General features: G+C 66.5%; 10 protein-coding genes. All 10 read left to right on the forward strand.

Going from position 1 to position 15196, the window contains the following annotated elements; genetic code table 11:
- Positions 1–141 precede the first annotated feature (141 nt).
- The 10 genes from AXYL_RS27845 to AXYL_RS27890 all read left to right on the forward strand — a co-directional run bounded on the left by AXYL_RS27845 (position 142) and on the right by AXYL_RS27890 (position 15191).
- Entirely contained in the window at positions 142–1467 is a 1326-nt protein-coding gene (locus AXYL_RS27845) for an aspartate aminotransferase family protein (RefSeq protein WP_013396222.1), read from the forward strand.
- A gap of 94 nt (positions 1468–1561) precedes the next feature.
- Positions 1562–3055 (forward strand): CoA-acylating methylmalonate-semialdehyde dehydrogenase, encoded by a 1494-nt coding sequence (locus AXYL_RS27850; RefSeq protein WP_013396223.1) that lies wholly within the window; start codon positions 1562–1564, stop codon positions 3053–3055.
- Positions 3056–3305: 250 nt separating this feature from the next.
- Positions 3306–4814: a M81 family metallopeptidase gene (locus AXYL_RS27855; RefSeq protein ID WP_013396224.1), complete on the forward strand. Its 1509-nt coding sequence runs from the start codon at positions 3306–3308 to the stop codon at positions 4812–4814.
- A gap of 82 nt (positions 4815–4896) precedes the next feature.
- Entirely contained in the window at positions 4897–6462 is a 1566-nt protein-coding gene (locus tag AXYL_RS27860; protein ID WP_013396225.1) for an ABC transporter substrate-binding protein, read from the forward strand.
- Positions 6463–6488: 26 nt separating this feature from the next.
- Complete coding sequence (locus tag AXYL_RS27865; RefSeq protein WP_013396226.1) at positions 6489–7430, forward strand: ABC transporter permease; 942 nt, start codon at positions 6489–6491, stop codon at positions 7428–7430.
- Between the two features lie 2 nt (positions 7431–7432).
- Positions 7433–8338 (forward strand): ABC transporter permease, encoded by a 906-nt coding sequence (locus AXYL_RS27870; RefSeq protein ID WP_013396227.1) that lies wholly within the window; start codon positions 7433–7435, stop codon positions 8336–8338.
- Between the two features lie 5 nt (positions 8339–8343).
- Positions 8344–10035 (forward strand): ABC transporter ATP-binding protein, encoded by a 1692-nt coding sequence (locus AXYL_RS27875; RefSeq protein ID WP_049797960.1) that lies wholly within the window; start codon positions 8344–8346, stop codon positions 10033–10035.
- A 34-nt stretch (positions 10036–10069) separates the two neighbouring features.
- Positions 10070–11479 (forward strand): amidase, encoded by a 1410-nt coding sequence (locus tag AXYL_RS27880; protein ID WP_013396229.1) that lies wholly within the window; start codon positions 10070–10072, stop codon positions 11477–11479.
- A 33-nt stretch (positions 11480–11512) separates the two neighbouring features.
- Positions 11513–12988 carry a M81 family metallopeptidase gene (locus tag AXYL_RS27885; RefSeq protein WP_013396230.1) on the forward strand — a complete coding sequence of 492 codons (1476 nt, stop codon included), beginning with the start codon at positions 11513–11515 and terminating at the stop codon, positions 12986–12988.
- Between the two features lie 238 nt (positions 12989–13226).
- On the forward strand, positions 13227–15191 hold the full coding sequence (locus AXYL_RS27890) for a DUF945 family protein (RefSeq protein WP_013396231.1): 1965 nt from the start codon (positions 13227–13229) through the stop codon (positions 15189–15191).
- Positions 15192–15196 lie beyond the last annotated feature (5 nt).

The following is a 15196-nucleotide window of genomic DNA, read 5'->3' on the forward strand; positions in this document are numbered from 1 at the left end:
GTCGCTGATAACTATACAGTTAGCCGCATTTGCGCGGATCGTATATTTTCATTCCCCTCCAGACGCACCAGAATCGTTTCAATCCCGCTGGCTGCACACCCGTCGCCCAAGTCCAGCGCTTGTCCGTCCCCTGGAGCCGCCATGAACGCCCCCGCCGAATTGCCTGACCTGTCCCACCTCTGGATGCCCTTCACTGCCAACAAGCAGTTCAAGGCCCATCCGCGCATGCTGGCGACCGCCAAGGGCATGTACTACACCTCGACCGACGGCCGCCAGATCCTGGACGGCACCGCCGGCCTGTGGTGCGTCAACGCCGGCCACGGCCGCGAGGAAATCGTCGCCGCGATCTCCCGCCAGGCGGGCGTGATGGACTACGCGCCAGGCTTCCAGCTGGGCCACCCGCTGGCCTTCGAAGCCGCCACCGCCGTCGCCGGCATGATGCCCCAGGGCCTGGACCGGGTCTTCTTCACGAACTCGGGTTCCGAATCCGTCGACACCTGCCTCAAGATCGCCCTGGCCTATCACCGCGCCCGCGGCGAAGGCCAGCGCACCCGCCTGATCGGCCGCGAACGCGGCTACCACGGGGTGGGCTTCGGCGGCATTTCGGTCGGCGGCATCTCGACCAACCGCAAGACGTTCTCCGGCGCGCTGCTGCCCGCCGTGGATCATTTGCCGCACACCCACAACATCGAGCAGAACGCCTATTCCAAGGGCCAGCCGGCCTGGGGCGCGCACCTGGCCGATGAACTCGAGCGCATCGTCGCCCTGCACGACCCCTCCACCATCGCCGCGGTCATCGTCGAACCCATGGCAGGCTCGACCGGCGTGCTGATTCCGCCCAAGGGCTATCTGGAAAAGCTGCGCGAGATCACCTCCAAGCACGGCATCCTGCTGATCTTCGACGAAGTCATCACCGCCTACGGCCGCCTGGGCGCCGCCACGGCATCCGAATTCTTCGGCGTCACGCCGGACATCATCGCCATGGCCAAGGGCGTGAGCAACGCCGCGGTGCCGGCCGGCGCCGTCGCGGTCAAGCGCGAAGTGCATGACGCCATCGTCAACGGCCCCGCCGGCGGCATCGAGTTCTTCCACGGCTACACCTATTCGGCGCACCCGCTCGCGGCCGCGGCCATCCTGGCCACGCTGGACATCTACCGCCGCGAAGACCTGTTCGGCCGCGCCCGCAAGCTGTCCGGCGCCTTCCAGGAAGCCGCCCACGGCCTGAAGGGCGCGCCGCACGTCATCGACGTGCGCAACCTGGGCCTGGTTTGCGGCATCGAGCTGGCGCCGCGCGCGGGCGCTCCCGGCGCACGTGCCGCCGAAGTGTTCCAGAAGTGCTTCGACAGCGGCTTGATGGTGCGCTACACCGGTGACATCATCGCGATCTCGCCCCCGCTGATCATCGAAGAAGCCCAGATCGGCCAGATCTTCGAACAGATCGGCAAGGTACTGAAAGAACTCGCCTGATACTGCGCCGCCCCGCGAGGGGCGGCATCTCGCCAGGGCGGCCCCAGGCCGCCCTCCGGCATTTTTCCAAGCCCCGGATTCGAGCGTTCGACCCATGAAGAAAATCCCCCATTTCATCAACGGCCAGCACTACGACGGCCGCAGCAACCGCTACGCCGACGGCTTCAACCCCGCCACCGGCGAAGTCACCTCCTCCATTCCGCTGGCGTCCAACGAAGAAGTGGCGCTGGCCGTGGCCGCCGCCCGCGCCGCCTTTCCGGCCTGGTCCGAAACGCCCGCGCTCAAGCGCGCGCGCATCCTGTTCAATTTCAAGGCGCTGCTGGACAAGCACCAGGACGAACTGGCCGAGCTGATCACGCGCGAACACGGCAAGGTCTTTTCCGACGCCAAGGGCGAAGTCACGCGCGGCATCGAAATCGTCGAATTCGCCTGCGGCATTCCGCAGTTGATGAAGGGCCAGTACTCCGACCAGATCGGCGGCGGCATCGACAACTGGAGCATGCGCCAGGCGCTGGGCGTGGTGGCCGGCATCACGCCGTTCAACTTCCCCATGATGGTGCCGTGCTGGATGTTCCCGGTCGCCATCGCCTGCGGCAACACCTTTGTGCTCAAGCCTTCCGAGCGCGATCCCTCGGCCTCGCTGCGCCTGGCTGAACTGCTGGCAGAGGCCGGCCTGCCCGCAGGCGTGTTCAACGTCGTGCATGGCGACAAGCAGGCCGTGGACGCGCTGATCGCGCACCCGGACGTGGAAGCCCTGTCCTTTGTCGGTTCGACCCCCATCGCCGAATACATCTACGCCGAAGGCACCCGCCGCGGCAAGCGCGTGCAGGCGCTGGGCGGCGCCAAGAACCACATGGTGATCATGCCCGACGCCGACCTCGACCAGGTCACCGACGCCCTGATGGGCGCGGCCTACGGCTCGGCCGGCGAGCGCTGCATGGCCATCTCGGTGGCGGTGGCAGTGGGCGACGTGGCCGACAAGGTGGTCGAGCGCCTGACTCCGCGCGTCAAGGCGCTGGTGGTCAAGGACGGCATGCAGGGCGACGCCGAAATGGGTCCGCTTGTCACCTCGCAGCATCGCAACAAGGTCCTGGGCTACATCGAGGACGGCATCGCCGCGGGCGCCACGCTGGTGGCCGACGGCCGCGGCCTGCAAGTGCCGGGCAACGAAAAGGGCTTCTTCCTCGGCGGCACGCTGTTCGACAACGTCAAGCCCGCCATGAACATCTACCGCGAAGAAATCTTCGGACCGGTGCTGTGCGTGGTGCGCGTGCCGGACTTCGCCTCGGCAGTGGCACTGATCAACGCCCATGAGTTCGGCAACGGCGTGGCCTGCTTCACGTCCGACGGCGGCGTGGCGCGCGCCTTCGCCCGCCAGATCAAGGTCGGCATGGTCGGCATCAACGTGCCCATTCCCGTGCCGATGGCCTGGCACTCCTTTGGCGGCTGGAAGCGTTCGCTGTTCGGCGACCATCACGCCTACGGCGAAGAAGGCATCCGCTTCTATTCGCGCTACAAGAGCGTGATGCAGCGCTGGCCGGACAGCATCGCCAAGGGCGCGGAATTCACGATGCCAGTGGCTGAGTGAGGGTCCCCCCCCGAAGCGCTGCGCGCTTCCCCCCCAGGGGGGCGTCGCTGCGGACCGGCGGAGCCGGATCCGCGCGACCCGGCTTGGGGGACGTTTTGCCTGATTGCGGCGTTGTGCCTGTTTTCGTTGCTCCTGTTTTCGTTGTGCCTGTTTTATGCGTGGCTGGTGGTGCGGTGGCGCCACTGTAGAACTGACTTGGGCGCGGCTTGGCCCGCGCCTTTCCTCACATCAAAACAACAAGGGGATCCTGATGCGCATCGGGATAGGCGGCTTTCAGCATGAAACCAATACGTTCGCGCCTTCGCGCGCGGCGTGGGAAGACTTTGCCGAGAAGGGCGGTGGCTGGCCCAAGCTGGTCAGCGGGCCCGCGATGTTCCAGGCGGTGGCGGGCGCCAACATTCCGGTGGCGGGATTTATTGAAGCCATGGGACGGCACACGCTGCTGCCCACCACCTGGGCGGCGGCCAGCCCCTCGGGGCCGGTCACCAAGGATGCATTCGAACGCATCAGCGCGATGATCCTGCAGGGTCTGTCGCTGGCGTTGCCGCTGGACGGCGTCTATCTCGACCTGCATGGCGCCATGGTCACCGAGCATCTGGACGATGGTGAAGGCGAGCTGCTCAGGCGCGTGCGCGAGCTGGTGGGCCCCGACGTACCCGTCGTCGCCAGCCTGGACCTGCACGCCAACGTGACCCGCGCCATGGTGCGCCACGCGGACGCGCTGATCTGCTACCGCACCTATCCGCACATCGACATGGCCGAAACCGGGCAACGCGCCGCCGAACTGCTGGCCGCGCGTCTGGCCGGCGCGCCGCGGCCCTGCGTGGCCCTGCGCGCGCTGCCCTACCTGATTTCGCTGTGCTGGCAGTCCACCGATATCGAACCCTCGCGCAGCCTGTACCGGATGGTGGGCGACATCGAGGCGCGCGGCGCTCTCAGCCTGTCGTTCGCCACGGGTTTTCCCGCGGCCGACTTCCCCGAATGCGCGCCCACGGTGTGGGCCTACGGCGCCACGCAAGTCGAAGCCGACGCCGCGGCCGACGAGATGACACGCGCCGTGCTCAACGCGGAACGCGACTTCGGCGGCAAGCTCTACACGCCCGACGAAGCCGTGCAGGAAGCCATGCGCCTGGCGCGCGACGCGCATAAACCCGTGGTCATCGCCGACGCGCAGGACAATCCGGGCGCTGGCGGCAGCTCGGACACCACCGGCGTGCTGCGTGCGCTGATCCGGCACGATGCGCGCGACACCGCCATTGGCCTGATCGTGGACCCTGCGGCGGCGCTGGCGGCCCATCGCGCGGGCACCGGAAACAAGGTACGCATTGCATTGGGTGGACACTCGGGTATTCCCGACGATGAGCCGCTGGACAGCGAGTTCATCGTCGAGAAAACGTCGGATGGACGCTTCGATACGCATGGCGCTTTCTATCGCGGCTTCCATATGGACCTGGGTCCCAGCGCCTGCCTGCGCGTAGGCGGGGTGCGCATCATCGTCGCGTCGAACAAGGTGCAGATGGCGGACCAGGAAATGTTCCGTTTCGCCGGCGTGGAGCCGCAACGCGCCGCGATCCTGGTGGTCAAGAGTTCCGCGCACTTCCGCGCCGATTTTACCGGCATCGCCCAGACGATCCTGGTGTGCGCGGCCCCCGGTTCCATGCTGATGGATGCGGCAAAACAACCATGGACACGGTTGCGTCCCGGCATCAGAATGGCGCCTTGCGGACCCGTCTTTTCGGACAGGCCCGCTACCGCCTGAAGCTCGCACGCCGCCCCAGCGCGGCGGATCAACGACGCAGCGGCGCGATGGCGCCGCTCACTACGCATCAAGGGGAACATTCATGCTGAAGTACGTCCGAGCGGCCGCGCTGGCCGGCGCCACCCTGATGATGGCTCACGGCGCCTACGCCGAGACCGTCATCAAGACGGTAATGCATTCGCCTCTGCGACTGACCGATCCGCATGCCACCACCGCGTACATCACGACGTGGCACGGCTACATGATTTACGACACCCTGCTGGCCACCGACGCGGACAACAAGATCCAGCCGCAGATGCTGGAAAAGTGGGAAGTCTCGCCCGACGGCAAAACCTACACCATGACCTTGCGCGACGGCCAGAAGTGGCATGACGGCAAGCCGGTGACCTCCGAGGACTGCGTCGCTTCGATCAAGCGCTGGGCCGCCGGCGACGGCATGGGCCGCACCCTGCTGAAGTTCACCGACAAGATCGAGGTCATCGACGACAAGAACTTCCGCATCGTCATGAAGGAACCCACGGACCTGGCTCTGCGCGCCCTGTCCAAGCCCACCGGCACCGCGCCCTTCATGATGCCCAAGCGCATCGCCGAACAGGCCATCGGCCAGCCCATCACCGACATGACCGGTTCGGGTCCGTTCAAGGTCATCGAATTCAAGCCCGGCGTGAAGACGGTCTACGCCAAGAACGCCGACTACGTGCCGCGCAAGGAACCCGCCAGCGGCCTGGCCGGCGGCAAGGTCGTCAACGTCGACAAGGTCGAGTGGGACGTCATGCCCGACGCGCTGACCACCGCCAACGCATTGTTGGGCGGCGAGATCGACTTCGTCGAACAGTTCCCCTACGATCTGCTGCCGATGATCGAAGGCAACAAGGATCTGAAGGAAGAGTCGCTCAGCCCGGTCGGCTACTTCACGATGTACCGCTTCAACTTCAAGTACCCGCCGTTCAACAACAAGAAGGTCCGCCAGGCCGCGATGTACGCCATCGGCCAGGAAGACGTGATGAAGGCGCTGGTCGGTAATCCCAAGTACTGGAAGACCTGCGCCTCGCTGTGGGGCTGCGGCACGCCGCTGGAAAGCGACATCGGCAAGGACATGGTGGTGCCGTCCAACATCGAAAAGGCCAAGGCGCTGCTGAAGGAAGCCGGCTACGACAACACGCCCATCCTGGTCATGCACGCGACCGACGTCGGCACCCTGTCGGCCCAACCGGTGGTGATGGCCCAGGCGCTGCGCAAGGCCGGTTTCAACGTCAACCTCGCCGCGATGGATTGGCAGAGCGTGGCCACCCGCCGCGCCTCGAAGGCCGCGCCCGCCGAAGGCGGCTGGAACATCCACAACACCAACTGGTACGCCACCGACGTGATGGACCCGGTCCGTTCCGCGCCGGCCGCGGCCAACGGCGACAACGCCTGGTTCGGCTGGCCCGACTTCCCGCAGATCGAGGAACTGCGCACCAAGATGGCGCTGACCTCCGACCCCGCGGAACAGAAGAAAATCGCCGAGGAAGTGCAGCGCATCGGCATCGATGAAGGCCTGTACGTGCCGCTGGGCCAGATGTCCGTGCCCACCGTCTACTCGACCAAGCTGTCGGGCCTGGTGCACGCGCCGGTGTTCGCGTTCTGGAACGTCAAGAAAGCCCCTTGACGGGCAAGTAGTTCAGGGGGAAATACATGCTGGCATTTGTCTCACGCCGGCTCCTCGCGACCATCCCCGTTCTGGTGATGGTCGCGGTGGTGGTCTTCGCGATATTGCGTTTCAGCCCGGGAGATCCGGCCATCATCATGGCGGGCGATGGCGCCACGCCCGAGCGTATCGTACAGATACGCCAGACGATGGGCCTGGACCAGCCGGTCATCAAGCAATTCTTCATCTGGGGCGGCAAGCTCCTGCAAGGCGACCTGGGCACGTCCCTCATGTCGGGCGTGCCGGTCACCAAGCTGATCGGCCAACGCCTTGAACCCTCGCTCAGCCTGGCGGTGCTGACCCTGGTGTTCACGCTGATCGTTGCCATCCCGCTGGGCGTGCTGGCCGCGTGGCGGCAAGGCAAGCTGCTGGACCGCGCCGTCATGGGCTTCTCGGTGCTGGGATTCTCGGTGCCGGTGTTCGTCACGGGCTATGTGCTGATCTGGCTCTTCGCCATCAAGCTGGGCTGGTTCAACGTGCAAGGCTACACGCCGCTGGAAAAAGGCTTCTGGCCCTACCTGCACCGCCTCATCCTGCCATCGCTGGCCCTGTCCACGGTCTACGTGGCACTGATCGCGCGCATCACGCGCACCAGCGTCATCGAGGTCATGGGCGAGGACTTCATCCGCACGGCGCGCTCCAAAGGCCTGGGCGAAACCGGCGTGCTGCTGGGCCATGCCCTGCGCAACGCCGCGGTGCCCATCGCCACGGTGGTGGGCCTGGGCATCGCGCTGCTGATCAGCGGCGTGGTCGTGACCGAATCGGTGTTCAACATCCCCGGCCTGGGCCGGCTGGTGGTGGAAGCCGTGCTGGCGCGCGACTACCCGGTCATCCAGGGCCTGACGCTCTTCTTCGCGTTCGTCTACGTGTTCATCAATCTGGTTGTCGATTGCGCCTACACGGTGTTCGACCCGCGGATCAGGTACTAACGATGCAAACGCCAACCGATGCCGCCGCGCAAGCGGCCGCCGATCTCCCCGGAGGCGGCACGCCCCAGGCCACCGCCTGGCGCCAGATCCGGCAGGGGCTCAAAAGCTGGCCCGTGATGCTGGCGCTGATCGTGCTGGTGGCCGTCGTCGCCATCGCGCTGTTCGCGCCGCTGCTGGGCACCGTCGACCCCACTTTCATCAACCCCGGCGCGCGCCTCAAGCCGCCCTTCTCCGATTACCTGCTGGGCACTGACGCGTTCGGCCGAGACGTCTGGTCGCGCGTGGCCTACGGCGCCCGCATCTCGCTGATTGCAGGCCTGGGCGCGGCGCTGGTCAGCGTCGCCCTCGGCCTGGTCATCGGCGTGATCGCGGGCTGGTTCCGCTCACTGGACGGGCTGATCATGCGCACCATGGACGCCATCATGGCCATCCCCGGCATCCTGCTGGCGATCGCCCTGGTGTCGGTCACGGGCGCCAGCATCACCACGGTGCTGGTGGCCATCACCATCCCGGAAATTCCGCGGGTGGTGCGGCTGGTGCGCGGCCAGATCCTGACCGTGCGCGGCGAACCCTACGTCGAAGCGGCGCTGGCCCTGGGCACGCCGCTGCCGCTGCTGCTGTGGCGCCACATGGTGCCCAGCACGATCGCGCCGCTGACGGTGCAGGGCACGTACGTCTTCGCCTCCGCCATGCTCACCGAAGCCATCCTGAGCTTCCTGGGCGCGGGCATCCCGCCCGAGATCGCCTCCTGGGGCAACATCATGTCCGAAGGGCGCATGTACTTCCGCATGCTGCCTGGCCTGATCCTGTTCCCCGGCCTGTTCCTGTCGCTGACCGTGCTCAGCGTGAACATCCTGGGCGACGCCTTGCGCGACGCGCTGGACCCGAAAATGGTGCGCAGGATCTGATGCCGATGACCTACTCTCCCATTCCTCCCGCGGGCGACACCTCGTCCGCCATCCTGGCCATCCGCAACCTCTCGGTCGAAGTCGCCGGCGCCGGCAACCGCGTCGTGCGCAACCTGAGCCTGGACGTGCACGCCGGCGAAACCGTGTGCGTGGTCGGCGAGTCCGGCTCGGGCAAGTCCGTCACTTCGCTGGCCGTCATGGGCCTGCTGCCGCCCGGCGTGCTGGGCGTCAGCGCGGGTTCCATCCGCGTCGAAGGCGAAGACGTGGTCAGCGCCACGCAGCGCCGCCTGCGCGAAATGCGCGCCACGCGCATGGCCATGGTGTTCCAGGAGCCCATGACCGCGCTGAACCCCGTGCACACCGTGGGCAAGCAGGTCGACGAAGTGCTGCGCCTGCACCGCAAGCAGATGTCGGCCGCGGAACGCCGCGCCAAGGTGCTGGACATGTTCCGCTCCGTGCACCTGCCCGACGTCGAACGCATCTTCGAGGCCTATCCGCATCAGCTGTCGGGCGGCCAGCGCCAGCGCATCGTCATCGCCATGGCGCTGATCCTGGAACCCAAGCTGCTGATCGCCGACGAGCCGACCACGGCGCTGGACGTCACCACGCAGAAGCAGATCCTGGCGCTCATCAAGGAACTGCAGGTCAAGCACCAGACCGCCGTGTTGTTCATCACGCACGACTTCGGCGTGGTGGCCGAGATCTCCGACCGCATCGTGGTGATGAACCGCGGCGACCTGATCGAAAGCGGCACGCGCAACGAAATCCTGGCCGAACCCAAGCAGTCCTACACCCGCCGCCTGGTGTCCTCCGTGCCCAGCCTGGTGCCCTCGCGCCGCGAGGCGCCGGCCGGCATGCCGGTGCTGCACGTCAAGGGGCTGGGCCGCACCTACGGCACCAAGAGTTCGCTGTTCTCGCGCCAGACCGCGCGCAGCGTGATCGCGGCCACCGACGTCAACCTGACGCTGCGCAAGGGCGAGATCCTGGGCATCGTGGGCGAATCCGGCTCGGGCAAGTCCACCGTGGCGCGCTGCATCGTGCGCCTGATCGAACCCACCGCCGGCCACATGATGATGGGCGGCGAAGACCTCAGCACCCTGTCCGGCGCGGCGCTGCGCCCCGTGCGCCGCCGCATCCAGATCGTGTTCCAGGATCCGTACCGCTCGCTGAATCCGCGCCGCACCGTCGGCGAATCCATCATCGAGGGCCTGCTGAACTTCGGCGTGGCCCGCGAGCAGGCCTTGAAGCGCGCCGGCGAAACGCTGAGCGTCGTGGGCCTGAGCCCGGACGCGATGAACCGTTATCCGCACCAGTTCTCCGGCGGCCAGCGCCAACGCATCTGCATCGCGCGCGCCCTGGTCATGGACCCGGAGGTCCTGGTGGCCGACGAGGCCGTCTCCGCCCTGGACGTGTCGGTACAGGCGCAGGTGCTGGAACTGCTGGAACAGGTGCGCCAGCGCACCGGCGTGGGCGTGCTGTTCATCACCCACGACCTGCGCGTGGCCGCGCAGATCTGCGACACCATCATGGTGATGCAGCGCGGCAAGGTCGTCGAGACCGGCTCCGCCGAAACCGTGCTGACCGAACCGCGCCACGAGTACACGCGGGCCCTGATCGACGCCGCCCCCGGACGCGACTGGGATTTCCGCAACTTCCGGCCGGTCGCCGCCGGCCTGGGCCACACCGCCGCGCCCTGAGACGCGCGCAGCCTGTACACACACTGGAACCGAAATGCCGCAACCGCATGAACTGTCCGCCGTGGAACTGCTCCAGGCCTACCGCAACAAGACGCTCTCGCCCGTCGAGGTCACCCGCTCGGTGCTGGACCATATTGCGCGCTGGGAGCCGCGGCTCAAGGCCACCTACGCTCTGGACGCGGATGGCGCGATGGCCCAGGCCCGCGCCTCTGAAGCCCGCTGGATGAAGGGCGAACCGCTGGCTACCGGAGGCCACACGCTGGATGGCGTGCCGGCCACCATCAAGGAAAACATTGCCACGCGCGGCGTGCCGGTGCCGCTGGGCACGGCCGCCACGGAACTGAAGCCCGCCGCCGCCGATGCGCCGCCGGCCGCCCGCATGCGCGAGGCCGGCGCGGTGCTGCTGGGCAAGACCACCATGCCCGACTTCGGCATGCTGTCCTCGGGCCTGTCCAGCTTCCATGAACTGACCCGCAATCCCTGGGATCTGTCCAAGAACCCGGGCGGCTCCAGCGCCGGCGCGGGCGCCGCGGCGGCGGCAGGCTACGGCCCGCTGCACATCGGCACCGACATCGGCGGCTCCGTGCGCCTGCCGGCGGCCTGGTGCGGCATCGCCACCCTCAAGCCCAGCCTGGGCCGCATCCCCATCGATCCGCCCTTCATGGGCCGCTGCGCCGGCCCCATGACCCGCACGGTCGCCGACTCGGCGCTCATGATGGGCGTGCTGTCGCAGCCCGATGCGCGCGACCACATGAGCCTGCCCTATCAGGACTTCGACTGGCTCGACCTCGAGCGCGACCTGCGCGGCCTGCGCATCGGCCTGCTGATGGACGCCGGCTGCGGCCTGCCCCTGGACCCCGAAATCCGCGCTGCGGTCGAGGCCGCGGCGCGCGCCTTCGAGGCCGCCGGCGCCATCGTGACGCCGATGCAGCCCTGGATGACGCCCGCCATGCTGGAAGGCGTGGACCGCTTCTGGCGCACCCGCTCGGCCATAGACCTGGCAGCCCTGCCCCAGGAACACCGCGACAAGATCCTGCCCTTCATCCGCACCTGGGCGGAAAGCGGCGGCGGCCAGTCCGGCGAGGACGTGTTCCGCAGCTATTACGAAACCATGAACGTGCGCGCCAAGACGGTCGCGGCCTGCGCGCCCTACGACTACGTGCTTTCGCCCGTGGCTCCGGTCGTCGCCTACAACGCCGAGTGGCCGTCGCCCACCAATGAAGTCGCGACCACCATGCACCACATCGGCTACACGCTCCCCTACAACATGAGCGAGCAGCCCGCGGCGTCCGTCAATTGCGGCTATACCAAGGCGGGCCTGCCCATCGGCCTGCAGATCGCCGGCGCGCGCTTTGACGACCTGGGCGTGCTGCGCATCGCGCGCGCCTGGGAAAGCATGCGGCCCGAACAACACCCCTGGCCCCAGCCTCCCCGGGCGGCCTGACCGATCCACCACAGCAAACCCACAGGAATTCCCATGCGTTGGCTTTTGGCAATGATCAAGCACGAGACGAATACGTTTTCGCCCGTGCCTACCCCGCTTGAACGCTTTTTCCGCGGCAATCCCGAAGTCCTGGCCGGCGAACGCGCCATCAAGGCCTACGAAAATACCGACAGCGGCCTGGGCGGCTATATCGAAGTGGCGCGCCGCGAGGGCGCCGAGATGGTCGTGCCGGTGGCGGCCGAGTCCTGGCCCAGCGGCCCCGCCAGCGCCGACACCCACGAGCGGCTGTGCAAGCTGGTCCTGGACGAGGTCCAGCGCGGCGGCTATGACGCCATCCTGCTGGACCTGCACGGCGCCATGGTCGCCGAAGGCGTGGAGGACGCCGAGGGCGACCTGCTGCGCCGCCTGCGCGAGATCGATCCGCACACGCCGGTGGCGGTGACGCTGGACATGCACGCCAACATCTACGATGACATCGTCAAGCACGCCACCGTCATCAGCGGCTTCCATACCTACCCGCACGTGGACATCCGCGCGGCGGGCCTGCGCGCCGCGAACGTGATCGCGCGCACGCTGAAGGGCGAGATCAAGCCCGTCATGTCCTGGGCCAACAAGCCCATGCTGCCGCACATCATGTGCCAGGGCACCCACGCCGCGCCCAACAAGCCGCTGCAGGAACGCTGCAAGGAGCTGGAAGCCGGCGGCGTGCTGGCCGCCTCGGTCTTCGTCGGTTTCCCGCACGCCGACATCCGTGAAGCCGGCCTGAGCGCCGTGGTCTGTACCGACGGCAACCTGGCCGACGCGCAGCGCTACCGCGACGAACTGCTGGACCAGGCCTGGAACGGCCGCGCCGACTGGGTGTTCCACCCCGAACCGCTGGCGCCCACCATCGCGCGGGCCAAGACCATCGAACAAGGCCCCGTCGTATTGCTGGACCACTACGACAACACTGGCTCCGGCGGCACCATGGACACCACCGCCGTGCTGGCCGAAGTGCTGCGCCAGGAACTGGAGAACGTGGTCTTCTACGCCATCTGCGACCCGCAGGCGGCGCAGCAGGCGGCAACGGCCGGCGTAGGCCAGACCATCACGATCAAGCTCGGCGGCAAGATGGCCATGCCCGCCATCAAGGAACCCAGCGAACCGCTGGAAATCACCGGCCGCGTCAAGCTGGTGTTCGACGGCGTCTACCTGAACCGCGGCCCCATGTACCGCGGCGTACGCAACGACACCGGCCTGACCGTCGTGATCGATACCGGCCGCGTGGAGATCGTGGTCGTGTCGCGCCACCAGGAGCCCTTCGACATCAATTGCCTGCTGTCGGCCGGCATCGATCCGCTACAAAAGCGCTACGTCGTGCTCAAGAGCCGGGTGCACTGGCGCGCGGGCTTCTCCGACATGGCCACGCAAGTGATTGAATGCACTGGCGTGGGCGTTACCACCTCGGATTACGGCCAGCTCGATTTCCAGCACGTGCGCCGCCCGATCTATCCCCTGGATCAGATGTAGTCCGCGACCCAGGCCTTTGCCCTGGAAAAGCCGGCGCACACGCGCCGGCTTTCATTTTGAAATCTTCTGTAACTGCGAGCGCGGTCACATGACCACCGGCCTCGGTATACTCGCCGCGGGCCTTACAGGCCGATGAATGCGCGTATTCCGATGGCGGACGCCAGCAACAGGGTCCAGCGGCCACAAGCAGCCGCCTGTCACCGGATATGACTCGACAATCAACGATACAAGCAGAACGATGAAAAAGAGCGTAGCGATCACCCTCGGCGTGGTCATAGTGGGAGCGGGAAGCTGGGTCGGGGCCACGTGGTACACCGGCAAGCGCATCGAGGAAAGCTCGCAGCGCCATCTGGCCGAAGCCAACGAGAAACTGGCCAAGATCACCCCTCTGTTCGGTCTGCGCATCGATCAGCTGAAGTACGAACGCGGCCTGTTCTCGACGCAGGCGCGCTATGGCGTGTCGCTGGTCAACGGCGACAAGCTCGGCGAGGACCTGCCCAAGGGCATGATCGAATTCGACGCGTCCATCGAACACGGCCCCTTCCCCAAGAGCGCCCTGGCGCGCGGCGCCATCGCCCCCAAGCTGGCGTTCACGCACGCCGAGCTCGCCAAGACCGACAACATCAAGGAACTGTTCGAGCTGACCAAGGGCGTAGCGCCCCTGAGCGCGGACACGGTCATCAATTTCGGCGGCTTCGCCACCTCCACCGCCAATATCGCCCCCGTGCAGATCACGCACGACGGCAATGCCGTCAACTTCAGCGGCATGGTGATCAACGGCACCTTCGACCGCGCGCTGCAGGCCGTCACGGCGCACGCCCTGGTCGAAACGCTGTCGGTGGACGGCGAAAAGTCGGATGACCCCGTCAAGATGCTGCTGTCCGGCCTGACCATGGACGTCAACAGCCGCATGGGCAAGTTCGGCCTGTCCGTCGGCGATTCGAGCGTCAAGCTCAAGCGCATCGACGTCACCCGCCCCGGTGATGACGTCAAGGTCTCGGTGGACAATCTGGGCTATGGCGTCAAGCTGACCGAAGACGACAAGAACGTCAATGTCGAAGCCACCTACCAGACCGGCACCATCACGCTGAACGACGTGGCGCTGGGCAACGGCCAGGCCGTGATCAAGCTCGCCAAGCTTGACGGCGCCGCCATCAAGCAGCTCTCGGACACCTACAACCAGATCGTGCGCCAATACATGCTGGGCGCCAGCGACGAAGGCCTGAAGGACGAACAGTTCGACGCCGTGCTGGAAAACGCCGGCAAGCTGCTCAACGGCAACCCCTCGTTCAGCATCGATCCGATCAGCTGGAAGACCGACAAGGGCGAAAGCAAGCTGAACTTCACGCTGGACCTGACCAATCCGCCCAACGTCAAGGATCTGACTCCCCAGGAGATCATGGTCAAGGCCATCAAGCAGATCGATGCCACCCTGGTCATCTCCAAGCCCATGGTGCGCGACCTGATCGTGCAGTACGCCGTCAAGAAGCAAGGCTTGACCGCGGAAAAGGCCGCCGAGGAAGCCGACGACCAGATGCGTTCGATGTCCGGCATGGCTGAAATGCTCAACGTCGGCAAGAACGACGGCGACAACATCATCGGCAAGTTCCACTTCGCCGATGGCATGGGCGACCTGAACGGCCAGAAGATCCCCGCCGATGAACTGTTCGCGGGCCTGCTGGGCGCGACCGGCATGGACGACGACATGGACGGCATGGAAGAGGAAGGCGAACCGGCCGAAGGCGCCGAGCTGGCCGCCCCCTCCGACACCGCCTCCGCGGCCGGCTACATGCAGGATTTCGACGTGGACACCGTAACGACCATGCTGGACGACATGGTCTACAACCCGCGCAAGCAGGATGGCGACGAAGGTCCTGTCCTGATCCTGGATCCCCGCGACACCGGCGCCAGCGAGCTGCGCGTCGACTTCCTGTGCAACGACTTCACCGAGAAGTGCCATGACCTCGTCGTGACCGCGACCTACAGCAGCAAGAAGCCGGTCTCGCTCAAGGCCATCAACGCCTGGAACCAGGAATACCGCTGGACGCGCGCCTACCTGGACGACAAGAACCGCGCCGTGCTGCAGATGGACATGAACTCGGAAGGCGGGATCGGCAAGGAAAACCTGCAGATCATGCTCAACACGTTCTTCAGCATCGCGGAAGACTTCGCCGTCACCAGCAAGGCCGCGCCGGCGAAGTAAATTTC

This window comes from Achromobacter xylosoxidans A8 (assembly GCF_000165835.1).
Taxonomy (GTDB): domain Bacteria; phylum Pseudomonadota; class Gammaproteobacteria; order Burkholderiales; family Burkholderiaceae_B; genus Achromobacter; species Achromobacter xylosoxidans_B.